Annotated in this window: 19 protein-coding genes; 14 read left to right on the forward strand and 5 right to left on the reverse strand. The window is 34.7% G+C overall.

Translation table 11 applies throughout. The annotated features are described in order from the left end of the window. Window positions 1–119 precede the first annotated feature (119 nt). Entirely contained in the window at window positions 120–959 is an 840-nt protein-coding gene (locus PLA12_01035) for a hypothetical protein (protein ID HOQ31075.1), read from the reverse strand. A gap of 221 nt (window positions 960–1,180) precedes the next feature. On the opposite strand from PLA12_01035, the gene PLA12_01040 reads away from it, so the two are divergent. From PLA12_01040 to PLA12_01060, 5 genes are read left to right on the forward strand one after another with little or no spacing between them, the layout of a single operon-like run. After that, window positions 1,181–2,224 (forward strand): hypothetical protein, encoded by a 1,044-nt coding sequence (locus PLA12_01040; protein ID HOQ31076.1) that lies wholly within the window; start codon window positions 1,181–1,183, stop codon window positions 2,222–2,224. Between the two features lie 5 nt (window positions 2,225–2,229). Beyond that, complete coding sequence (locus PLA12_01045) at window positions 2,230–4,704, forward strand: right-handed parallel beta-helix repeat-containing protein (protein ID HOQ31077.1); 2,475 nt, start codon at window positions 2,230–2,232, stop codon at window positions 4,702–4,704. A gap of 9 nt (window positions 4,705–4,713) precedes the next feature. Further along, on the forward strand, window positions 4,714–5,595 hold the full coding sequence (locus tag PLA12_01050; GenBank protein ID HOQ31078.1) for an ABC transporter permease: 882 nt from the start codon (window positions 4,714–4,716) through the stop codon (window positions 5,593–5,595). Window positions 5,596–5,598: 3 nt separating this feature from the next. After that, entirely contained in the window at window positions 5,599–7,716 is a 2,118-nt protein-coding gene (locus tag PLA12_01055) for an ABC transporter ATP-binding protein (protein HOQ31079.1), read from the forward strand. Next, a complete protein-coding gene (locus PLA12_01060) occupies window positions 7,717–8,679 on the forward strand; it encodes a glycosyltransferase (protein ID HOQ31080.1) in 963 nt (320 codons plus the stop codon). A gap of 11 nt (window positions 8,680–8,690) precedes the next feature. Here PLA12_01060 and PLA12_01065 read toward each other — a convergent pair whose 3' ends face one another. Continuing rightward, window positions 8,691–9,905, reverse strand: a complete 1,215-nt coding sequence (locus PLA12_01065; protein HOQ31081.1) for a radical SAM protein — start codon at window positions 9,903–9,905, stop codon at window positions 8,691–8,693. A gap of 112 nt (window positions 9,906–10,017) precedes the next feature. Between PLA12_01065 and PLA12_01070 the strand changes: the two genes are divergently transcribed. The 7 genes from PLA12_01070 (at window position 10,018) to PLA12_01100 (ending at window position 18,467) form a co-directional block, all read left to right on the forward strand. Continuing rightward, window positions 10,018–11,091 (forward strand): radical SAM protein, encoded by a 1,074-nt coding sequence (locus PLA12_01070; GenBank protein ID HOQ31082.1) that lies wholly within the window; start codon window positions 10,018–10,020, stop codon window positions 11,089–11,091. A gap of 15 nt (window positions 11,092–11,106) precedes the next feature. Then, window positions 11,107–13,458 carry a hypothetical protein gene (locus tag PLA12_01075; GenBank protein HOQ31083.1) on the forward strand — a complete coding sequence of 784 codons (2,352 nt, stop codon included), beginning with the start codon at window positions 11,107–11,109 and terminating at the stop codon, window positions 13,456–13,458. Window positions 13,459–13,482: 24 nt separating this feature from the next. Beyond that, complete coding sequence (locus tag PLA12_01080; GenBank protein HOQ31084.1) at window positions 13,483–14,703, forward strand: glycosyltransferase family 4 protein; 1,221 nt, start codon at window positions 13,483–13,485, stop codon at window positions 14,701–14,703. A 37-nt stretch (window positions 14,704–14,740) separates the two neighbouring features. Continuing rightward, window positions 14,741–16,006, forward strand: a complete 1,266-nt coding sequence (locus PLA12_01085) for a glycosyltransferase family 4 protein (GenBank protein HOQ31085.1) — start codon at window positions 14,741–14,743, stop codon at window positions 16,004–16,006. A 6-nt stretch (window positions 16,007–16,012) separates the two neighbouring features. Next, entirely contained in the window at window positions 16,013–16,489 is a 477-nt protein-coding gene (locus tag PLA12_01090) for a hypothetical protein (protein HOQ31086.1), read from the forward strand. 134 nt (window positions 16,490–16,623) lie between these two features. Continuing rightward, window positions 16,624–17,685: a DUF1080 domain-containing protein gene (locus PLA12_01095; protein HOQ31087.1), complete on the forward strand. Its 1,062-nt coding sequence runs from the start codon at window positions 16,624–16,626 to the stop codon at window positions 17,683–17,685. Between the two features lie 53 nt (window positions 17,686–17,738). Beyond that, window positions 17,739–18,467: a glycosyltransferase family 2 protein gene (locus tag PLA12_01100; protein HOQ31088.1), complete on the forward strand. Its 729-nt coding sequence runs from the start codon at window positions 17,739–17,741 to the stop codon at window positions 18,465–18,467. A gap of 59 nt (window positions 18,468–18,526) precedes the next feature. Here the strand turns inward: PLA12_01100 and PLA12_01105 are convergent, their stop codons facing one another. Next, complete coding sequence (locus tag PLA12_01105) at window positions 18,527–20,464, reverse strand: acyl-CoA dehydrogenase family protein (protein HOQ31089.1); 1,938 nt, start codon at window positions 20,462–20,464, stop codon at window positions 18,527–18,529. A 432-nt stretch (window positions 20,465–20,896) separates the two neighbouring features. On the opposite strand from PLA12_01105, the gene PLA12_01110 reads away from it, so the two are divergent. Together PLA12_01110 and PLA12_01115 are read left to right on the forward strand one after the other, a co-directional pair. Beyond that, window positions 20,897–21,589 carry a hypothetical protein gene (locus PLA12_01110; GenBank protein HOQ31090.1) on the forward strand — a complete coding sequence of 231 codons (693 nt, stop codon included), beginning with the start codon at window positions 20,897–20,899 and terminating at the stop codon, window positions 21,587–21,589. Window positions 21,590–21,716: 127 nt separating this feature from the next. Then, window positions 21,717–23,360 carry a TIGR03663 family protein gene (locus tag PLA12_01115; protein ID HOQ31091.1) on the forward strand — a complete coding sequence of 548 codons (1,644 nt, stop codon included), beginning with the start codon at window positions 21,717–21,719 and terminating at the stop codon, window positions 23,358–23,360. Window positions 23,361–23,365: 5 nt separating this feature from the next. On the opposite strand, the gene PLA12_01120 is transcribed toward PLA12_01115, so the two are convergent. Together PLA12_01120 and PLA12_01125 are read right to left on the reverse strand one after the other, a co-directional pair. Next, window positions 23,366–24,949, reverse strand: coding sequence for a class I adenylate-forming enzyme family protein (locus PLA12_01120; protein ID HOQ31092.1), 1,584 nt, complete (start codon window positions 24,947–24,949; stop codon window positions 23,366–23,368). A 43-nt stretch (window positions 24,950–24,992) separates the two neighbouring features. Continuing rightward, a complete protein-coding gene (locus PLA12_01125) occupies window positions 24,993–25,877 on the reverse strand; it encodes a MaoC/PaaZ C-terminal domain-containing protein (GenBank protein HOQ31093.1) in 885 nt (294 codons plus the stop codon). Window positions 25,878–25,881: the final 4 nt, after the last annotated feature.

The raw sequence follows: 25,881 nt of genomic DNA on the forward strand, positions 1-25,881 counted from the left end.
TTTTCCTATCTCTTCCTGCACACGCATTAATATATCTGCATATCGTTCTACTCGTGCTCGAATTGTTTGAACGCTCATAGACATAGATTGTCTCCTTTCTTAATGTTTATTAAAAGACATCATACATTCTTTTTATCTTCATAAATAGAAACATTGTTTGCTACTTCTTTCCAGAAAAAATCCATTTCTTGTTCCGTAGGAGTAATTCCTTTATAACCTACCTCATTTATTTTCTCTTTTAATTTTTGCTCTAAATTTAGTAATTCTTTATCTCCTTTCTTTTCCTGCAATCTTTTTACAATCTCAAGAAGTGTTTTTAAGTATTCATAATAATTACCATCCAGCCTATATTTCCTTGCCACATGTAGAGAATCACTCATTGTTATTTCTGCTTTTATCGGTTGATTTTTCATTCTATTTCTATAAAATAAAACCATAAATATAGAAGATACAGAAAATAGGATAATTCCAACACCTATGTATGCATATCTTTTGTATTTAAAAAATCGTTCATCTCTTACCTTTATTTGTAATGAAGGAACTTCCCAATAAGAAGTAGGTATAACCCGTGTATTATCTTTGATAAACTCCGTTTCCATATCCGAAGAAAGCACAATATAAGGGATTCTCATAGGACCTACTGTGTATTCCCCAGCTTCTTGAGCAATTCCCTCAATACATATTTCCAGATTTACTTCTCTTTCTGATTCTCGTGTACCCATCTTCTTAACATTCAAAGAAAGATTTTCTTTGTCATTTTCGAATTCAGGAGGGAAAAAGCAGTAAGGATTTTCTTCTTTCTCTGCTTTTATATTCACTAATATTTCAAATCTTTGTTTTGCTAAAATATTCTTATCTTTTTGTTGAATATCTACCCAATGTTCCTTCTCTGCAAAAGAACTTACTTCTAAAAAGAATATTAATAAAAAAATTATACTATAAATATTTTTCTTAGGCATATTTCAACCAAAGGGGAGTTTATGGCGTTTCGATTTCTACTGAAATTAATTTTATTATAAAAACGGAATTGTATTTATTTTGGATACAAAGGTTTAGATATTTCTGACACAGAAAGACGAATGAGAAAGCATACCACATAAAGTAATATAATTTCACTATAAGAAGATATAATATCCCTTTTTTATAAAAGGGAATTAATAAGAGATAGGCTTATCGTTTCATGAAAAAATTAGCACAATCAAAATTCAATAAAACATCAATCAAAGTTTTATGGTCTGGATTCAGACCCCTTTTTGATTATTGGGGCAATGAACTCAAAAGATTTTACCAATTTGATACATTAGTAAACTCATTTAATAATTATCTCTGTGGTAAAGATAAATTTATTATTCCCTCTATTCAAAAAGTTCTGGGAAATGCTCCTATAACCAGTTTGAAAATACATCTATTTCAAGAGGGGAAATATCAGTTCATATTTCACTTAAAAGCAGAAAACCAAAAACTAAAACAAGCCCATTTTGCCCTGGTAATTGCTAAAGATGGAGATGAATTTTCAAAAGTAGCAAAATCTGAACATCAATATCTACTTGTCCTTAACAAGAAATGTCCGGAACTTGTAGTTAAACCTTTTTCTGGTGATTATTTGTTTTTCCCGGATAGACACAACCGCAAGGAATTCCATCGAAAGATATACGCATATCTAACACAATGGCTGAATGGATTTGATGAATTGGGGGTAAATAAAAATTTACAGTTCTTTGTAAATGTTTCAAATCCTCATACTTTTTCTATAGAAGAAACCAACTGGATAAAAAGCAAGATTATTGAGACAATAATCCATCTTTATGATGATAAAAAAAGAGCCAGTATTGCTCTTCCTGAAATCGCTTCTGGTGATTTTGTTATCAAAAGAAGCCCTTCAAGACAACATCGGCTTAAACTTATTGCTTGTAGAAAAATTATAAAACCCATTTCACCTTCTGAATTAATATCTAAAATCATGACAACATCATGGCGTTGGGGAAATAATAAATTTTCCTTGATGCCAGATGAACCCCTTGATTTCTTAAATGCTTTTTATAATGTATTAGGAGAGGAAAAAGCGATAATATGGTTTAAAAATCTCTGGGAACAGGAAGTTAAATTAATTCGATATCCTGTTATACCACAGGAATACATAAAATCATTAAAAAAATTATCTACAACAAAAATTACTATGGCAACAGGTGTTAAAATTCCCATAAAAAATAAAATAAAGGAATAAAAGTAATGCCCCAAAAATCTCTTTTTATAATCTTTTGTCTTTTGTTTATTTCTCTAATACCTGCTCGTGTCTTTTCAGACCAATATCCTATTTTTTATGTTTCTCCACAGGGAAATGATAGCTGGTCTGGAACACTTCCCGACCCCACGGAGGATAAAAGTGATGGCCCGTTCAAAACATTAGAAAAAGCCCGTGATAAACTTCGAGAAATAATGAACTCTGTTGGAAAGAAAGGTGGCATTGTTCTTCTTCGTCAAGGCAGATATGAACTCTCATCGCCATTAGAATTCAATGAAGCAGATTCAGGAAGCAGTGAATTTCCTGTTGTATGGCAAAGCTATAAAGGCGAAGAGGTATACCTCATAGGAGGTAAAGAAATCCAGAATTTTGAAAGTTTTCAAGGAAATATTTATAAAGCAAAAATAGAAAACATTACATCAGAGCCACGAATTTTAATGTATAATGGGAAACTTCAAACCTTAGCCCGTTGGCCTAATCAGAGTGATGAACAAATTCCGGGAGGAATATGGGCGTTTATCACAAATGTAACTCCTGAGATAGCCAAACATGCGTTCCAATGTTCTCTCCTCCCTGAGAATTTACGGAATATTGAAATAAAAAACCTCGAAGTTGCCACTTTCTCCAATTATAATTGGGCTTTTCAAATAGCAAAAGTAAAATCCATAAAAGAAGGTGGAATTATATATATAGATGGCGAATTTAACTATGAAGCCAAAAAAGGGAGAAGGTTCTTTTTACAAAATCATATCGCATTACTTGATACTGAAAATGAGTGGTATTTCGATAAAGACACTCAAGAACTTTATTTCTTCATGCCCATAAGAGAACAAACGACAAAAGAGAAACCTATACTTGCCACATTAAATAACTTAATATATATTAAAAATGCCAAATATTTAAATTTTATAGGGTTAAATTTTCTTTGTTCTAATGATACAGGTATTACTATAGAAAACTCGGAACAATGTCTGGTCGCTAAATGTTCCTTTTCCGGTATTTACAAAACTGCAGGAGTAATAAATGGCGGTAAAAATAACCGAATTGAAGGGTGTGACCTTTTTGAATTAGGGGGTTCTGGAATTTCTGTTAATGGAGGAGATAAGAAAACATTAGAAACGGGCGGACATCAAATTATTAACAATCACATCTTTAATTTTGCAAAAATTCATAAGACATACCACCCGGGAGTTTCCATCAATGGTGTGGCTAATCGTATTGCTAACAATGAAATTCACGATTCACCACATTCTGCAATCATATTAGGCGGTAATGACCATATTATCGAATATAATAGGATATATCGTGTATGTCAGGAAACGGGCGATGCAGGTGCCTTTTATATGGGAAGAGACTGGACAAACCGAGGAAATATCCTGCGGAATAATATTTTTCATGATATTTATGGTTTTGGACTTGGGCATGAGGATTCATTGAATAATGAAGACTTTAACTATCAATATGAAACTCCTCTATGGGCTTGGGGAATATATTTAGACGATTGCACCAGCGGTGTCACGGTATATGGAAACATTCTATATCGCGTCCCTCTTTGTGGCGTTATGATTGGTGGAGGAAGAGATAATTTGGTAGAAAATAATATTTTTGTGGATTGTATCCCTGCAATTCATATTGATGCACGCTGGGATACTTATTGTTGGGATGTCATGGATGAACGATTGGAAGCCATGAAACCTAAAGAACCCCCTTATAGCATTCGTTATCCGGAACTACTTTCTTTATACCAAGATGACCGTCGCAAACCCGCTAATAATCAATTCATACGGAATATTGTATCTTACGAAAGAGATGATTTTTGTGGTATTTCTAATATGAAATCTGAAAAGGAAAGTGCCGCGGTATATCATTTATCTCCTTTTGACCCCGAAACAAATAAATTCGATTTTAACTTAATATTCCATTATGGGAAAGATGTCCGAGTTCATTGGCAAAGTTATAAGAAAGATGATTACGAAAAAATTCCTTTCGCGAAATGGCAAGAACGAAATTTTGATAATTCCAGTATCATAGCGAACCCTCAATTTTTAAGTCCTGAAAATGATGATTACTGGATTAAAGTAGATTCACTTGCATTAAAAAACCTAAAATTTCAACAAATACCTATTGATAAAATTGGATGCTATTATAACGAATTTCGTCGTTCCTGGCCTATAGAAAAACCGCAATCACAAAAATTAAGAAATCGTAAAGTCTGGACTGTTAAAATCGTTGACAATGAGATACAAATAACATCGGAAGAATTCAAACCATTAATAACCGAAGAAAAACAACAAGAATTTAATTTAGAGAAATTCGTAGCCCCGATGTTAACACCTGGAGGAATTCCATTAGAACAAGCACCTGTATCTCCACCTGAGGAGATACCTGCACCCCAGGGTGGGGGTATGGAAAGTGGTAGTTTTGACCCTATGAAATCTTTACCTCCTTTCCCAAACCCATAGGTTGAGAATATGGAAACAAACCCTTTAACAAAAGCAGTATATTATGACAGTGAAAAACAAAAATCTGTCCTTCAAGTCCCTTTCGACTTAATTCGAGCCCGAGAAATACTCTGGGGACTTGTAGGGCGTGAAATAAAAGCCCGCTATCGTTATGCGGTATTAGGTTTTTTATGGGCTATTATTGAGCCTGTTACCTTAATGTTATTACTTCTTTTCGTATTTTCTTTTGTTTTTAAGCAACGCATTCCTTCATCAGGTAATTCCGAAGTTCCGATGGCAACACAAATTTTGTGCGGATTAATTTTCTGGCAATATTTTTCCTCTTCCGTTTCAGGTGCTACTTTGTCTCTAATTAATCACCAAAATCTGGTAAAAAAGGTTTTTTTTCCTCGCGAAGTTGTTCCTCTCTCATCTGTTATTTACCCTATTGTAAATTTATCTATTGGTTTTCTCACATTAATACTAATCCATTTCCTATTGCAAAAAAGTATATCTTTACAAATTCTTTGGTTAGTTATTATCTTCCCCATATTATTCATGTTTTCTGCAGGGTTGGGGCTTATCCTTTCTGCAGGACATATACACTTCAGAGATATAGGAAACATGGTAAATGTAGGTTTAACATTTGGGTTTTATGCTTCTCCTGTTTTCTATCCGTTGGAGTGGGTTCGTCATGCATGTGATAATCAATCCCTTCCTCAATGGTTTTATTACCTGTATATTTTAAATCCTATGGCGGGAATATTGACAAACCTTCGAGAAAGTATACTTTATGGACAAACGCCTCAGTTCTCTTTTTTGATATACTCCGCAATAATCAGCCTAATTTGTTTTTCCGTCGGGATGTATATTTTTAGAAAACAATCTGCAACTTTTTCGGATTATTTGTAAACGATGAATGAACCTATTATAGAACTAAAAAACATTACTAAGGAATATCCTATACGAAGGGGTTTTCGTGACCTCCGTGGACAAGGAGGATTGTTTGACTGGGTTCGAGGTAAAAAAACAGAAAACTTTCGTGCCCTCGACAACATAACCTTTGATATTTATCGTGGCGAAACAGTTGGGATAATAGGGAAAAATGGCTCTGGGAAAAGCACCCTTTTAAAAATTATCGCAGGTGTTACAATTCCTACAGAAGGAAGAGTACAGGTCTATGGTAGGGTGGCGTCATTATTAGAGTTAGGAGCTGGATTTCATCCTCTACTTACAGGTAGAGAAAATATTTATCTCAATGCGGGTTTATTAGGGATGCGAAAAGCACAGGTTAATGAAGTCATTGAGCAAATTATAGAATTTTCGGGCATCCGTGAATTTATTGACCAACCTGTTGATACTTATAGTAGTGGGATGTATGTCCGTATCGGTTTCGCAGTAGCATCCTTTGTAAACCCGGATATATTCCTTGTAGATGAAGTATTGTCCGTAGGGGATGAGGAATTCCAACGCAAATGTCGTTATCGGATAGGTGAACTTCGGGAACAGGGAAAAACTATTGTTTTTGTATCCCACGACCTTGGCACTGTCAATGCTTTATGCAATCGTGTTTTCTTACTCGACCATGGAAAATTGATAGACCGTGGCTCTGTTTCTGCCACTATAGACTTTTATTTAAGACAGATTGGTAGAGCCGAAGGAATACATACCATTTCCGATGAAACAGGAAATCTTGAAGCCATTTTCAGCCATGGAAAAATATCTTTATTCCACTTTCAAAAGGAAATCACATCTCCATTAGGTATCGAAGGAATCGTTGTCCATCTTCAGCAGGTTCATACCTCATCTATGGGTGACTGGTCTGTTCTGGAAAGAGGAAAACAAACACTCGTTAGTAATGGTACTTTATACCGATTGCCCTTACAATGGGAATGGAAGGCAATCATAGAAAACAACTCGCTCATTCTATCGCCCACTTATAAGTTATTAAAAGAAATTCCATTACAGGCATTAGAATTCCGTATTTTCCTACCAGAGGTATATGACCGTTTCTTTTACGCAGGTAATGAAGGAAAATTTTCTCCTATTCAACCCGGAAATTTAGGTTGGGTTCCTATGGTTCCGCCCAAAATAGGCGAAAATTCTGCATTTTTACTAAGCAGTCATGAGGAATATCCTCTTTTGAAGATAGAGTTTGAATCCTGTGAACCCGGGACATCTATTACGATAGGCAATACAGACTACATAGGACGCTCACGATTTGTGAATTGCCATCTCCAGATTCCCGAAACAAGCAACCTTCAAAAGTTAGGAACTCACTCTATTGGTAATCTTAAAATTTCCATCGCAACAAAAGAACAATATGAAACATGGAAATCTTCATGGCTCCAACAAAGAACAATTCATTTAAAACATATCGAAGCCCGATTAGGCGAAGGTTATATTGAATTTATAGATAAAAATACAATGAAACATATTACTCAGGCGGTGCATTTTCACACTCAATTTCGTCTTCAAGGTATGTGGTTTCTTAGCCAGACATTCCTATGGAAAACACCTTATAGAGAAGGCAACTCATGGTTAATGGAAGGGGAATCCCAACGATTCCCTATAAAATTAAAATGGGAATTAACCCCTGACAACGAAACGGATTGTATTATCACCAAAATATGGTGTGAGACTATGGAGGAAATTGATTTAGAAGAATACAATATTTCTATAGGTTTGGTTTACCCATATAGTCAATGGGAAACAAGTTTTGAAAAAGGAACTTTCCCTGAAATTTTACCGCAACAAATAGAATACCGTCATCTAAATAAGAATTACAGTCCATCTCTTTATATAAAAGCACAAGGGGATAATTTACCTTTAATTTGTCTTTTTACCAATCAAGAAAATACCTTCCGAATGAGTCCTATTAATCCTGAATACTCTTTAGGTGCCAGAATAATCCAGGCTATTTCAACTCCTGAACAAAAATCTGTCTTTCACTTAAAGACAGGTTTGCATTTCTTATTTGATGGAGGCATTCGATTTCAAACGACAAAAAATATAAATCAGGATATTAGATAAATGAATGAAATTAAAACCTCGATAATTGTTCCTGCTTATAATGACCATGAAAGATTAATACATCTACTTCATTCATTTGATTCTTTAGAATATGAAAAACCGTATGAAGTTATTGTTATAGATGATGCTTCCTCGGACGAGACACCAGAAACATGCCAGAATTGGGCTAAACAGTGGCACCCGTATGAGTTCAGGTATTACCGTTTGCCTAAGAATAGTGGTCCTGGTATCGCTCGGAACACAGGATTAGAAATGGCTCGTGGAGATATTGTTGCTTTCACAGATTCCGATTGTAGAGTTCATCCTCACTGGTTAAGCAAAATTACCTCTGCAATTAATACAGAAAAAAAAATTGTCGGTGTAGGCGGTAGAGTAAAAGCCGTATCCGAAAAATCAATGTTTGCAAGACATTTCCTATTCCATCGTGTTTTAGAACCACCGCAAAGACTTCACTATCTTGTAACCTGCAATTGCGCTTTTTCAAAAGCACCTTTGCTTGAAGTTGGTGGTTTTGCAGGCGATATACGCAATCCCGGCGGTGAAGATATTTCTGCCAGTATTCATCTATGGAAAAAAGGATGGCGTTTTGCTTATCAAGAAGATGCCATTGTATATCATGATTTTGATACCAATCTCCGTTCCTTTATTAAAACATGGTATAACTATGGCTTTGGATGTAGTATAGTAATTCATCGCTGTCTAAATTTAGATGAAATCTATCCCAATCCAGAACAAATGCCAGATTATGAAAACTACTGGCCTGGATATCTTATGCTCCCACCTATGACGGGTATCCGTAGTGGCCTTCGCGATATGAAATATCAATGGAACAAATGCAGGCAAGAAAAATTATCTTGTAAAAATACCTTTGAAATTCTTCTACTCACTCTTTTTCAGAGGCTATCCCATCTTTCCGGCTGGAAAGAGGGTAAAAAACAAACTCTAAAAGATAATCAATCCTGATTTTACAACAATCAAACCTTCCCGGCACGGATATACAGCCATTCTTTTACTCGTTTCAAAGCGGAAGAAAAACCCTCTTTTTTTATTCGATTTAAAAAACGAACTATTAATAGGATTGGGTTCTTTGTGGTCTTCTCCCCCATTGTTTTTAATTCTTTCCTGATGTTCTCACTCCGTTGTCGAAGTTGAGAGGGACAATTAATACAAATATCGGGAATAGCCTCTTTTTTCTGCAATTGTTCCCTGATTGTATTAAAAAAAGGTCCCTTCCAGATTTCTGATAAAGAATAATCGTGAACCGATGGATTGTCTTTATTCCAGAACATACAACAAGGACTGACTTTCCCATCTGCTGAAATAGTCATTGAAAGCACGGGTTCAAAGCAATAAGTTTCTACGAAACGGTCATTATTATTTCTTCCATTCTTCAAGTCATTTTTATCATCATCTTTATTCTGTCCGTTGTTTACATTTTCAAAACTTTCAAGCACAGAATCAAATGTATGATAAAGTCCGGCAATTTCAGCCTTTGCTTTTGCAGATATAAGTATTTCTTTACATCTCTCTACTTCTTCTTTTTCTAATACAAACTGTTCTGCTTGTTTATTAAAGGGTTGAACTAATGTAGCGTGTATACCCCCACAACCTGTTTCCACTGCTAAATCAACCATTTCTTTTAAATACAGATAATTTTTGTTTGTTATGGTAACATTGATGCCCAAATCTGGTATTAAATGATTCCTGTTTTGACTTATATACATTAAATTTTGAAAGGCTTTCTCAAATGTCCCTTCACCACGAATAAAATTATTAATTTCTGGGTTGGGACCGTCTATACTAAAAATTATCTGGTCCCATTTTAAAGAAATCAATTTATCCATTTGTTCTTTCTTAAATAAAGTCCCATTGGTATGCAGCACACAAAACATTCCTCTCTGCTTAGCAAATTCAGCTAATTTTATTACAAGATTTCCTCGAACCATAGGTTCTCCCCCACCGACAATATACAAATGTCTGGCTTCCATGGCAATGGATTCTTGCAATAGTTTCATCCACATTTCATCTGATAGTTCTTTTTCTATCGTTTTAAAATCTTCTTCCCATTGCCAGCATGTCAAGCATCGTTGGTTACAGCGATTCGTAAGAAAAAAAACAATTTCATATAACGGGGCTTGCCTTTCAACACAATATCGTAATAAATTGGAACATTCTTTTTCGTAAGCCATATTTTTCCTTCTTTATTCAAGCAATATTCTTCAATTTATATTACACTATTATTCAATGGTATACTTTAATATATTATCATCACAATTTTCAGAATTGAATAATATAATAACCATGATAGAGAACTTTTATAACTGGGAACAGATTACAATTTGTGCTACTTCTTGTTGTAATTTGCAATGCCGAATGTGTCCTGTTATTACCCGTAATAAAAAAAGTCTTACACAAAAGCAGGCATTGCATATTGCAGATTTTGCTTTGCGTAAAAAAGTAAAACGAGTTGTTATTGGAGGTGGCGAACCCACTTTGCTACCTTATTTGAAAGAATTAATTGACACCCTTTCCCAAAATTCCGTAGAAATTTGGATTCTTACAAATGCAACAAGACTTTCTGAAGATGATATTCGTTATTACGCAGAACATCAAAATGTCATTTTAAATATATCTATTGACGGTGTTGGTAATGTCCATGACTACATACGAGGAGAAGGGAATTTTGAGAAAACAAACAAAGTATTTTTATCGTTGATAGAAAACGGTGCTAAGGTTGCTGTAAATACTGTCATTCAAAAAAGTAATTTTACCCATTCAATTGAAACTTATGAATACTTTAAGAATTTTCCACTTGTATGGCATGGATTTTCTTTTGCAGAATCTTACCATCAAAAAGAACTGGTTCCTCTTGAAAATCTATCCGAAGCCATAAATCAATTATATGAAATCCTTCAAAGAGATTTATTAGATAACAAACATGTTTCACTATCTAAAGAAATGATAAAAGGGTTTGAATTGAGTTTCCGTTACCCTAACTTTATTATGCATCCAGGCGAAAATTGCCCTATTCCTACAACTCATTTGGGTATTGATGAAGAGGGATGGGTTCTTCCTTGTTGGCATTATCCATGGATAAAGAAAGAAAACCGAAACATTAATAATAGGACTATAGATGAAATCATAGAAAATCCAAATATAAAGGAAGAGATTTTGCATGCCATTGGCAAAAATGGCTGTAAAGGATGTAGTACCGTTTGCTATTTCTGGAATGAAAAATTTAGAGAAAAAGCAATGTATCCCCAAGGTAGATGGAAATGGCAAAGACGATGGATGTTGGCGAAAATGATAACGCAAGGCCGTTTCCCTCTTTTATATAATTTAGCACGAAAAACAAAAAATATTTTCAAACATTAACAAATATCATTAGATATGGACGACTCAAAATTATATTCACTAAAAATTTTTCCACCTACTCGCGGATTTATTTTTCATACAAATAATTACAACGAAATAATTCCATTAGAGGACCTAAAAAAATGGGCTCGTATTCAATATGAACAATTTAAAGTAGAAAAGATTGATTTTTTTTCCAATATTGATGATAATCTAAAAACATTGGCTGATTTAATCAATTTTACAAAACAGGAATTTCAATGTGAACTATCCTGGGGAACAACCCTTTTCAAGCCGCCTACAAATATCGAATTATTAAAGGAATTGGGTATTTTAGATATTTTTCTACTTATATCCCATCACACACAATCACAAGTGGACGACTGGATAAAGATCTGCACACAATTAGAAACACCTTTGAGAATATATTCCCCAATTTCTCACATATTAAAATTAAGTTCATCTACTGCGATAGAATCCTTCAAATCTGTGGCTTCCATTGTTTTATTTGAAAAATTTCCTTTCACTAATAAATTTAAAGAGACAATTACACTTTCGGGAGAAAAAATAAAACAACTAAATGAACTTATACGGGCATTGATTAATTCCCAAATTTCCATTAGTGTTCTTGGCATACCCTTCTGTGTCTTAGAACCCTCATGTAGCAATAGTATTGTAAATTCTTATCAATTCTATACCGATTCCGACTTTTACACCCAATCTGCATTTGAATTTGCTCAAATGTTGTGGAATTTTCGCACCTATAAAATTCGCAAAATATTGGAAATGAAACTGAGAGAAAAAATATCATTCCATAGCGGAATTGATAACATGGTCCTTCCATGGATACTAAATCATCCCGGTTTATACATTCCTCTATGGGCATGGCATAAACTCACACGACACTTAAAATGGCGGAGAAACTACGAAACACTCCCAGAAAACACAAGTCAGATAGAACAGCGAATAATTCAAGAGCAAAAAAAGAGAGAGAAGAACTGGGGAATATGCTCAAACTGTTTCCTCAGGTATATCTGTGATAAAGGGGACAATCCCTTCTTGGTATCCCAATTTAAATTAAACCCTTCATCAGGAAATCCGATTAGAAATCCTCTCTATTTTCGCTCATACATACCTCGATACTCTGTGCGTGTTGATGAAGAAAAGCGTTCTAAATTCTCAAAATTAGAACAACTCTATGAAGAAGGTATTCAAACTACTTTACATCATAGACCCTGGAAGGAAATCGCTCCTGAGGATTATAAAATTGAGAATCGAATGACCCATTATATGCCTGGGGCTGTCCGTTGGTTTGCTTTTAATTGTGGTGAATTACAAAGCACCCCTCTTTGTAAGACAGAACCACCTCTGACAATTTCTGTTACTTTCGGAGGCGGATTTGCAGAACAAATTGGCTTTAGTTTCGGAGCCCATATAAAAATTGTTTGTCCTATGATAGCCCAAAGTCATAAATTGATATTACACATAAACGAAAAGGGGCATTATGTTTTGATTAGAGATAAAGAAATTATTTACCCTACAGAATTTTTCAATGCTTCCTTAGTTCCCCCTCGATTACCCCAAAAATTAGAACCCCGCATATCCGTTTGGAACATTGATGGGGAAATTGTTACACAAGGGATTACTCTATGGAAACCTGAAAAAGTTTCCGAAGGTGATAAAACAATAAAACCCAAATTTTCCTTTTTATATGTTTGTTCCCGATATTCAAATCGTTTAAGAGCTTCTTTATTAAGTATTGCCCATCAAAGGCAATTCGATTTAAATCAGGTAGAAATTGTTGTTGCTTATGTTCCCGATTTAGATGCAACGGATGATGTCCTCGATTGTTTTGAGTCTGCCTTTCCCAATATCAAAATTATTCGTTCACCTTTCAGTCAAAGTTACTGGAAATCAAAAGGTTTTTTAATCAATGCTTCCTTGCCGTTATGTTCTGCTGATTGGGTCATATTAATTGACGCAGATATTGTCCTTCATCCCAATTTCCTTTCAACTATGGATAAAATCGGACCTGATATCCCCTTTGTAGCACCTGATGGTAGAAAGATGTTAACGCCAGAAACCACTTCCCAAATACTGTTAGGGCTTATTCGCCCATGGGAACAATACGACACCCTAATGGAAGGTCCGGGTGAATGGCGAAGAAGAGAGGCAGATGGAATACCTATCGGATACTGCCAGTGTTGTAGAAAAGAGGTCTTTCAAAAGATAAAATATCCTGATTTCAATCATTTTGAAGGTGCAGATTGGTTTTTTGGAAGGTCGGTGGTACAAACATTTGGTCCCGAACACCGTTTAACAGGGATACCGCTACTTCATCTTGACCACGGCGGTAGTCAATGGTATGGCTCACAAAAACATCGTTAACAAATGGTATCGGATTACTAAAAGATGAGAATCTGTTTTATAGACTTGCTATTTAACTGGCCTCCTCGAGGTGGAGCGGATGTTGATGTCTTTAATGTCTTGAAACAACTCTCAAAAAGCAACCATAAAGTATTGCTTCTTTCCATTACTTCATCTACACAAAACAGAGGAATGTTTAAGATAGAATCCTTACCATTCCCTGCGAAAAAAATCACCGTGGATTTTTTTGATACTTACTTTTTAAACCAACTTAAAGATTTCTTACTCTCATCTATATCCAATTATCAACCAGATTATATTATTATTGGAGATAGTTTTTTCCTTAAACCTATTCTTACATTGTTCTTTGATGAAATATCCATCCCTATCATCTGGCGTCAATATGCATACGAACTTCTTTGTCAAAAGGATATTCTCAAATTTTTAAATAATAAACCCTGTCCGCTGGATTATCTTTCTACACAGGACATTTGCCGCAAATGCGGTCTATATCATCAAAAGGAAAAATTAAAAAAATTAGAGATGAATGCATGGATGGAGGAATACTTGCTTACCAAAGCCTACAAATCTAATTATTCTAAAATACTATTAAATGCTTTACAAAAAGTCCAAAAAATTGTTGTATCTTCTGATACCATGGCTAACACATGGAAGTGTTATCACTCTGAAATAGTAGTTATTCCAGCAGGAATAGACACAAAACTTTTTTATACAGAAAAAAATAAAAATAACGTAACAAAAAAAATTTTCATGTCTGGGAGAATTGAAGACCCTGCAAAAGGTTTTCATGTCTTATATAAAGCATGCGAAGAATTAAGAAAGAAGAGAAACGATTTTGAACTTGTTTGCACTGGAGGCTGGGAACATGGATTTCCCGATTGGGTAAAATTCCTGGGATGGCTCGATTATGAAGAATTACCTCAGGTTTACTCTGAAATGGATATTTGTGTTGTCCCAAGTATCTGGGATGAACCTTTTGGAATTGTTGCATTAGAAGCCATGGCTACAGGAAATCCTGTTATAGCAAGTAATATTGGTGGATTAAGGACAACAATTCTTCATGGAGAGAATGGTTTTTTATTTCCGCCTGAGGACACTGAAACTCTGATGAATTATCTCGACCAATTATTATCAAATGATACCCTTAGAAATAATATGGGTAATAAGGCACAGCAGTATGTTTCCCAAAATTATAGTTGGGAAAGTATTATTACAAATTATTATGAAAAAGAATTATTAAAATAAGATAAATCCATTGTTAAGACACAAAGGAATACATTTGTTGAATAGAAAACAAAAAATTGTATTCATTGATTTCAATTTTTCATGGCCTCCGAATGGAGGTGCTGATATTGATACTTATAATGTATTAAAACTTCTATCAGAGAGAAAATATGATATTTTATTTTTGGGAATTGCCGAAGAACATTCTTCGGATAGAGGGAATTTCGACCCACAACGATTACCTTTCCCTTCTCTTCGTATTTCAATTCCTTCGCAACATTGGAATATCAACATTATTTCAAAAAAAGTATGTTTCTTAATACAAGACTATAAGCCTTCCCTTATTTTTTTACAACATGGTTATTTAATAAAAATACCCATTAGCCAAAACATAATGACTTTATTCCCTGATATTCCAATTATATCCAAGGCTTTCGCTCATGAATTATTTTGTCTTAGAGGTCCTTTACGATTTAAAGATGATAAACATTGTCCTAAAAGCATTTTTAAGACACCTGACTATTGTCGCCAATGTTCTTTAGACGGATTAAAAAAAGAAATATTATCGGGAATGTATAATACATGGACAAAAGATTACATTCAGAGCAGAAGTTTTTCCTGTTCTTTTGCAAAATCATACCTCAATATAATCAAAAAGTGGAAAAAAGTTATCGTTTATAATAAAGGCCTTCAAACTGAATTACTGGAACAAGGTATTGATGCTGTAGCAATTCCTGGCGGAATTGAAAAAGAATATATTGTTGAGCAACCAACCTTACAAAATACTCCTAATCAAGAAAAAAGAATATTCATGGCAGGAAGATGTGATGAGCCTTCCAAAGGAATGCGGATATTATATGAGGCGGGAAATATCCTTTATCAAAAAAGAAAAGATTTTAAGATATATGTAACTTCATTTAATCTCAATCTCCATAATGATTGGTTTTTACCATTAGGATGGCTACCTCGTGATGAATTATTTAACATATACAGGCAATCGGATATTTGTGTTGTCCCCAGTTGTTGGGCAGAACCCTTTGGAATTACTGCGTTAGAAGGGATGGCAATAGGAAAAACAGTTATTGCCAGCAGAATAGGTGGACTGAAAGAAATTATAACAGATAATCAAAATGGTCTCTTATTTGAACCCGGTAATCCACTCGAATTATCAGAAAAACTAAACTTACTTTTCGACAATCCTCACATTAGAATTACCTTAGGAGACAATGCTCGAAAATTCGTTCTACAAAATTACACATGGGATACTATCATTGATAAATACTATATACCCCTTATTGAAGATTTATTATCAAAGGAGAAATAATAGATTATGAAAATTGGCTTGTTTTATAGCTATGGTCCCCATTTCTTAAAGGCGGCACATTTTCTCGTCGAAAAATATCCCAATGATAGCATTATCTTATTTATTCCAAAAGATTTTCCTTCTTATTATTTTGAAAAACTTCCCGTATCTCTCATTCCTTTACCATGGCAGGGGCAGCATATTTCCTTACTAAAAGGAATAAAAACATTTTTGAATATCATAAAAATTATTCGTTCCCAAGATTTAGACCATTTTACAGTATTATTTGAGAGCCCTCGTCAAATTATGTTGAGTAAATTATCAGGTGCTAAACATACCTTCGTTTACTCAATACATAAAGAATATAAGCCTATCTCTAAGGGATTTTTCCAATCATTAATACAACTCATAAATGCTCGATTTAAGGGGCTTTGCTTGTATTTCTATATTTTTCTTCATGTCTATTTTTGTAAAGGACAAAAGAAAAATAACTCTCATTTTTGATGAAACTATCTACTTTCTATTAAAGTCATTGATTAAATTCCATTTTTCAAGTTAACTACAATTAAAGTATAATGTTAAGATGGAATTACAAATGTCCTTAACAACAAAAAACATAAATTTTGGAGGAATGTATTATGTGTTCTGTAAAGCAAAATTATTTATTTCTGTTACTTTTCACTGCAATTGTTATGTTTGCCACATCGGTTATAGCAGATGAAGATGACGACTTAGTAATGGGCAATTATAAAGGGACAATATCAGGGAAAAACTGGGACGGTAAAAGTCTTCATGCTCAGGTTGTAGCCCAGGGAGGTGGTAGGTATCGTTGTGTATTACTTTATACTGAAGGTGCTAATCCTGAACAAAGAGCCGAGATTAAAGGTATGAAAGCACCTTCGGGACCTGCAGGAATTATGGAACAGGATAAAGAAAAAGCTAAAAGAATGGCTGAAATCAATTTTGATGGCGAAGTGGATTTTAAAGGTAATTTTGGAGGAAAAGGAAAGGTAACAGGACAAATTAAGAATGAAGTGTTTAAAGGTACTATTGAACAGGGAAAAGAAAAAGCAATTTTTGAATTCAAACGCGTATTTTTACAATCACCCACTTTAGGACAACAACCACCCGAAGGTGCTATTGTTCTTATGGATGGGAAAAATCTTGATATGTGGGATTTAAAATCTCACTGGCAATTGGTTGAAGATGGTTCTGCACGCACCGTAGCCACAAATCTCTGCACAAAAGAAGAATATGGAGATGGGCTATATCATGTTGAATTTATGTGTCCATTCATGCCTAATGAAACAGGTCAAGCAAGAGGAAATAGTGGTGTGTATGTTTTCGGAAGATATGAAGTTCAGGTATTAGATAGTTTTGGGGATTTGCCTGCTGATAATCTTTGCGGTGGCATTTATAAAGCGGCTACACCCAAAGTATGTGCATCTCTTCCTCCATTGCAATGGCAAACCTATGATATAACTTTTACAGGTCCCAAATATGATGCAACCGGTAAAAAGATTAAGAATGCATTCATAACCGTTGTCCACAATGGTATTGTAATTCACGATAATGTAGAACTAAAAGGACCGACACCCGGAGGTGTAAGCGACCAGGAAACCCCCAAAGGTGTTTTAATGCTTCAAGACCATGGGAATGCCGTTCGCTACAGAAACATTTGGTATAAACCCGCAAATTAATATATAAATTTGTATAAAATAAACATTAGAAAGGGGTGAGAAGGAGTATTGTTTTGTTTTCTTTTTCTCTGATAATTCCCACATATAACGAAGAAGAAGAGATTGAAACAACATTGCGATATACTCTTGATTATCTTCAAAAACAACCTTTCCCTTTTGAAATTGTTATTGCAGATGATGGAAGTACTGATAATACCGTCTCTCTAGCTCAAAAGTGGGCAGAACAATATAAAGGGATTGTAAAAGTTATCGCATTCCCCCAAAATCAGGGAAAAGGAAGTGTAGTTAAAGAAGCCATGTTACATCATACAAAAGGAAATATTCGTTGTTTTTATGATGCAGACGCTTCTACCCCTATCGAAGAAGTGGAAAAACTTATTCGTGAAATTAATAATGGATACGATATTGCAATAGCATCCAGGGCTTTACCCGAATCCATTATTGAAGTTCCACAGCCATTCTATCGCCAAACAATGGGGAAAATTTATAATCTCATACTCCGTTTTTTTTGTCTTACCCATTTTAAGGATACTCAATGCGGTTGTAAATGCTTTAATGAAAAATCTATAAGCATTGTTTTTCCAAGACAGACATTAAAGCGATTCAGTTTTGATGCAGAAATATTATTCATTGCAGAAAAACATGGACTAAAAATAAAGGAAGTTCCTACACGATGGCGTAATCGAAAAGAGTCACGGGTTCATCCTATCAAAGATTCTTCTAAAATGTTTTATGACCTTTTCAAAATTCGTTGGAATGTCTTAATGGGCAAATACAAATAACAAACGAGAGGGACTTTTTCAAGTCTCTCTCGTTTTACTTAATCTAACAAAAATCTAACTTATGCTTTTACTCCCGATTTTGAGTTATCAGGTGCTTCTGCAGGTATAGGTAGGTTCTTTTCATAATCACGATATTTTGGAGGTAAACCTTCATAAACATCGAATTCTAACCAGCGATATTTCCCTTCTAACAATTTATCACCAACTTTTCGATACATATAGTTGTGATTCTTTTTAACAGCCTTAAAGTTATTTTCGATTCTCTGACGAGCATTTTTGCAGAACAAATCCGCTAAATCTTGCGGGGAATCGTCATTAGGATTCTTATTCATGAGATACTCGGCATAAGATAAACAGGAAGCCATCACGAACAGGTCAACACCAATATCTACATAATTCCCCAGAATTAATTGTTCATTTTCCAATTTTGGACCATACTTAGCCATTGTATGGAAAATGCTACGAGCAAGTCTCTTGCATGTTTTCGCTGTATATTTCAGATGGTCTCTGTTGGTAGAATTTAATTTCTTCACATTAAAGTTCGTAGAAGAAGGCATCCATAATTTGGGATACCATTTAATATAGAATTTCAATGCATTCCAAATTAATTTAACCATGCTTTGACCTTTTTGAGGCTTCATAATAGGCATGACCAAACTGAAATGAGTATCTAATGCTTCACGAGCCATAATTAAGTGCATGATTTCAGAGGAACCTTCGAAAATACGACCTACACGGCTATCACGCATAAACCGTTCAACAAAGAAAGGTCTTTCTCCACGATTATAAAGGGAGTCAGCCATTTCATAGCCTCTACCTCCCAAAGTTTGCAATAGTTCATCCATACCTTTCCAACCCATCTCTGTAGCAAAATATTTTGCGGCAGCGGCTTCTAATCGAATATCTGCATTTTTCTTGTCCGCAAAGGAACATGTAATAAATACCATAGCCTGAGTTGCAAATGTATTTGCAGTAAAATCAGCTATTTTTTTAGCAATTTCTTGGTGCTGACCAATAGGTCTTCCCCATTGAACACGGTTTTTTGCCCACCATTCTGCATCTTCCAACAACCGTTTTGCAGCACCAACACCTGCGGATGGAACACCTAAACGACCTGTATTTAATGTGGTAAGGGCTATTTTCAATCCCATACCAGGCTTACCAATAATATTTTCTGTGGGGACTTTCACATTATTAAATCTCAACATACCATTGGAAAGACCTTTAAGACCCATAAACTTGCAACGGGTTACTACTTCTACACCGGGCCAGTTAGTTTCAACAATGAATGCTGTGATTTGAGGAATTTCCCGACCATTCTTTATTTTTGGAGGAGTTTTTGCCATTACAACAATCACATCCGCATCTGGACCATTCGTCGTCCATAATTTAACTCCATTCAACAGATAATAGGAACCATCAGGAGAAGGAGTAGCCGTGGTCTTCATCTGAGCCGGGTCTGAACCCACTTCTGGCTCTGTTAAAGCAAAGGCAGAAATTTCACCTTTGGCTACCCGCGGTAAATACTTTTTCTTTTGCTCTTCTGTTCCAAAGGTGCGAAGAGGTTCCGGAACACCAATACTCTGATGTGCAGAAAGCCATGTAATTGTACTCTGGCAATAACTACCAATGAAAGAAAGCACACGGGCATAGTTGGTGACAGAAAGACCCAAGCCACCATATTCGGGTTTTATCTTCATTCCAAACAAACCCATCTCCTTCATTTTTTCCAATGCTTCCTTGGGATAGACACCTGTCTTATCAATCTCAACAGGGTCAACATACTTGTCGAGTAAATCTTTAATTTTTGCAATTAATTCATCTCCTATCTTTTTGTCCTCTTCGGACTGTGCTGGATAGGGATGTAGTAAATCCCAGCGGAAATTACCACGGAACATTTCTGCGGTGAAACTTGGGAATTTCCATTCCGTTTCACGTGCCTCTTCTGCAAGTTCCATTGCTGCATCTTTTGCTTTTAAATCCTCTTTTGTAGCCATAGTCTTACCCTCATCTTGGTTAAGATTTTCAATTGTTTTATATACTTAATGATAAGTAAATAATAATTTACCACCATTTATACACAATTGTCAAAATGGAAATCAACTAATCTTTGAAATATGTTAAACTCAATATCATAATATTTCATTATAACTTATTTATAAAATTGAAGTTATATTATCTAATTATTGAAAAAAATATCTGCTTGGATTCAAATAATATCTATTTTTAAAACCTCTTTACATAAAATGTAAATATAAAATTTAAAACCTTCGTTTTTATTAACAGATTATAATACATATAATATCAACTACATTACAAGATGAATGTATGATTAAAAATATGTTAAAATATTTTGTCATCTTGGACCGGAAATAAATTTGGTCAAATCATTAAACAATATCAACTTAAAATTTTAGAAGGAGTTTATTATGGATTACACAAAAAAAATGTATTATGTCCTCTCTTTTATGGGAATAATGGTTCTTCTCATTCTGGCTTCACCTACTGTATATGCAGATGACAATCCTCCCGCAGGAAAAATTGAATTAAAACTTGAGCTTCCAGAACCATTCTTTGGTGGAACGCCCATTGATTACTACAGTCCCAATTTAGAAGAAGAAGATTATAAAGACCGTCCACCTTATTATGTTCCCGAAGGTGTTACACTTATTTCCAAAGACAAACCTGTAACCAGTAGTGTTCCCCCAACTCGTGGTCAACTAAAACAAATCACGGATGGTGATAAAGATTATGGGAAGAAAAGCGTTGTCGAACTTCCCTCCGGTTTACAATGGGTTCAAATCGAACTTGATAAAGAATATACTATTTATGCAATCGTTGTATGGCACTTCCACGAAGGTAAACGCGTATATAAAGACTTTATTGTAACTGTTGGAAACGATCCTGAATTTAAAGACGGTGGTAAGCAAGTTTACAATAACGACTATGATAATTCTGCAGGCTTAGGTATTGGAAAAGACAAGGAGTTTATTGAAAATAACAAAGGAAGGCTTATTGGCATTGAAGAAGGCGTCAAAGGAAAATATGTTCGTTTATACAGCAATGGCAATTCTTACAATGATATGAATCACTATATCGAAGTAGAAGTTTACGGAAAATAATAGATACCCCGACTACATGATTTTTATGTGCCACCTTTAATTAATAAAGGTGGCATTTCTCTTTAATAAAAACAAATTTGCCTTTTAAGTTATAGTTGCTCATAATAAAACAAAAAACTTTATAAAAATGTATAAGAAAAAAATCCCAAAATATCTTTTCCTTTTATTCTACATCTTATTTTTATTTTCTGTTCTTGTATCCCGTTTTTACGGAATTTCTATTCGCCCTATGCATTGTGATGAAGCCAATCAAGCTTATAAAGCAGGGATATTATTAGAAAAAGGACTTTATAAATATGACCCTCACGAACATCATGGTCCTTTACTATATTATGCTACATTGCCTATTTTTTATTTTTATGGAGTTCATCAGTTTCGCGAGACAAATGAAACTATGTTCCGTATAGTTCCTGTTCTTTTTAGTATATTAATCTTTTTATCACTTTTACCTATGAAAAAATATGTTGGACTTATTGCTTTTCTCGTATCTTCTATACTTCTTGCGGTATCTCATGCATTCTTCTTCTATAGTCGTTATTATGTCCATGAAACACTTTTCGTTTTATTTTCTTCCCTCTTTATATTTTCATTATGGGGTTATATAAGCAAACCAAATATTCTTTCAGCAATTCTTACAGGTTTTAATCTATCCCTTGCCTTCGCTACAAAAGAAACTACATTAATTGTTCTTTTTGCTACTTCTTTAGCAACTGTAATAACCTTTGTTTACTTAATTAAAACTTCTCAATTTATGGAGACAAATTCTACTATCTTTCCCCATGTGTTAACATGGACAAAAATATTAAAACATATCTTTGCACTCTTTATAGCATTCTTTATCCCCTGGCTTTTATTATTTTCTTCTTTTTTCACGAACAAACAGGGATTATTAGATTTCTTCAGGGCTTATCAGACTTATCTTTTCAGGGCAAGTGGAGAAGGTTCTTCCGGGATTCATGACAAACCCTGGTGGTATTATTTACAAATTTTGACTTACTTTAACAAAACTGTAGGACCTATATGGTCAGAAGGATTTATAATTCTTTTATGTTCTGTCGGAATCATCATTTCGTTATGTTTCACGATTGGAATTCTTATTAAAAAGAAATGCGATGTAAGAGAGCAGACATTATCATCATTTTATATTTTCTTGTTCGTTTCTTTCTTTACAACCTTTCTTATATTTTCCCTCATACCTTATAAAACTCCATGGAATATACTCTTTCCACTCCTGGGTATGATAATATTTGCAGGCATTGGTTTTCAGGCACTTTGGCAAAAATTTAGGAAAATATGGGCTCGTTTTATTTTATCTATTATCCTATTGTCAGGTATATACCATCTATCTTATCAAACATATCAGGGAAACTTTATTTATTTCGCTGATATTTCTAACCCCTATGTATATGCTCATACAAGCACATCCTTAGTCAAAATGATGGACCGTATATATCAATTGTCTGACATACTTATTAAAGAAAATCAAGAACCCATTGTCTTTGTAATTGACCCGATAAATGATTACTGGCCTATCCCATGGTATTTACGGAAAATTGATAAAAAGGGTTTCTGGTCCAAAATACCTTCAAATATTGAGAATATCCCTTTTTTAATAGTATCACCAGAATTACTGCAAGAATTTGACAAGCGATTGAACAAACCTTACATGAAAGAGATATACACAATTCGTCCTGGTGTTTTTCGCTATCTCTATATAGAACAGCCTTTATGGGATAAGTTTATTGAAATTCAATCTATCCGAAAACAATAAATAGATTACGAGGCAATCCATTGCCGAAGTGTCATCTTATCAATCTTGCCATTTGCTAACATAGGTAAAACGGGACGAACATCAAACCGTCTTGGTACTTTAAATCCTGCCAGATGTCTTCTACAATAATCCCTTAGTTCATTTTCCTTAATGACTGCACCTGGTTTTGGAACAATGAAGGCATGTCCCACCTCCCCGTAAAGACTATCCGGAACACCAATCACAGCCGTCATTAATACAGATGGATGCATTTCCAGAACATCCTCAATTTCCTTCGGGAAAACATTCTCGCCTCCTGTCTTATACATTTCAGACTTGCGTCCACAAACAAATAAATATCCCTGTTCGTCTACCCAACCTAAATCGGAAGTATATAACCATCCATTGTTATCTTTTACCACAGAAGTTGCGATGGGATTATTTAAATATTCCTTCATAACTACGGGACCCCGAAAAGCAATCTCTCCGATTCTTCCTTTAGGGACTTCTTTTCGTTCTTCATCCACAATCTTTACTTCATACGGAGGAACAATACGCCCCGTAGAACTAAATAAAAGTTCCACTGGGTCATTAGGACTGGCAAAGGTAGTAAAACCACAAACTTCTGTTGAACCATATCCCGTCAGTAATAAGAAATTATACTTTTTGGCTAATTCCGACAGTGTCCTTACCATTCGTTCATTCGCTGCATACGCACCCCAAACCATAACCTTCAATGAACTCCAATCCATCGAACGGAATTTGGATGTACTCATCTGCATTAAATACATCGCCGGGACCTGTCCCAGATGAGTAATTCGATGTTTTTCTATTTCTATAAGAGAACCCTCTGGTAAAAAACGGTCCATTAACACAATAGTTGCACCGCTATATATGGCTGTATAGCCCATCTCTACATCTGCAGCTACATGATTTATAGGGAAATGAAGTAAAATACGGCTATCCGAATCCCAAAACATATATTGGCTTTCTACTTTTGCACTACACATTACTGCTCGATGTGTATGTAATACACCCTTGGGCTTACCCGTAGAACCGGAAGTATACATTAACAAAACTTCATCATTTTCATTTACTTCTGGAATTCTTTTTTCTAAAAGTTTTTTTGATTTTTCATTTCCTCTACATAAAAATTCGTTATATTCTATAAGTCCACTTCCTCTGGGGTCGCCAATGATAACGACTTCATGTAAAAATGGGAATTTTTCTTTAAAGTCAAGTATCATTTCAAGTAAATCAATATTCATATAATGGTCTAAAGCCAAAAGAACTTTGGGCTGAGAGTCGGAAAGAAAATAATAAATTTCATCTCTTGAAAATTTTGGAGAAATACCCTGCCATATAGCACCTACTTTTGACGCTGCCATAAAAGATGTTATAAATTCTGGACATGCCATAGATAATAAAGCGACACGGTCTCCTTTTTCTACACCCAGAGATACGAAAGCCTCAGCAAGTAAATCCATCTTTTCTTTCATCTGTTTCCATGTGAGATGAACATCTTCAAAGATAACTGCATCACTATCTGGCTTTACACTTGCCCAGTATTCTACGCTATGCCAGAGTAATTTCCTATCCTCACTGTTCATTTATCTTTATCCTCCTAAAATAATTGTTTTGTTTTTTTAAATACTACCCTCCGAAAATAATTACGCCGTTTTTTATGGCATAATCATTCCTCGGTGTCTTTATTTCAAAACACAATTTATTATTATTTATATTACTTTCATCTTTAAAAACTCTTATTGTTAATACATCACCACCATAAACAAAGGACGAAAAGCGAGCATATAAATATTCAATCCTTGATTGAGCTGGATTAAAACCATGTTCAAATATTTTTCGCACAGATTGGGATAAGGTTGCTGTTCCTTGATATACAGGAGCTGACAATCCGACTTTTTGAGAGAAAGCCCACGAAGTATGAATGGGAAAATGAATATCACTACATGCATCATATATAAGAGGGTCCATTGGCTGGATAACAATATTTTCTTCCCATAAAGTTTTTTCATTTTGTCTATCAATTTTTACATTTCTAAAAAACAATTCTTTCCCTTTACCTTCATCTTCACATGGAATATCCCTTAACAAAGCACCTAATCCTTCAACAAAGACAATCTCATCTTTTCTATTCTTCGCGGTGTAATCTATCCAGAACAAAGTTCCGGACAAATGAGGGACAATGGCTTTTACTTCCCCCTGTATTTGCAAAGTTTCACCTGCATAGAGGGGTTGAGACCAGCGAAGTTCTTCAAGATAATGAACCTGTCTTTCCAGTACATCCAGAGGAAACCCTGCAGTATCCCAATATTCGTCAAATCGAGATGAAATTTTCCATGTTAACGCTACCGCATACATCGGATGTACCAATAAAGGATGAACACGGTCATCATAAAAAAGCGGATTGGTTTCATATATACCCGCAGCATATTTCATTGCTTCTCGGGGAGATATATCTACCGTAAAAACCCTACTCTTTCGCCCTACAAATAAAGAATTTAATTTATTAGCCATAATT

This window comes from Candidatus Hydrogenedens sp., assembly GCA_035378955.1.
Lineage (GTDB): Bacteria > Hydrogenedentota > Hydrogenedentia > Hydrogenedentales > Hydrogenedentaceae > Hydrogenedens.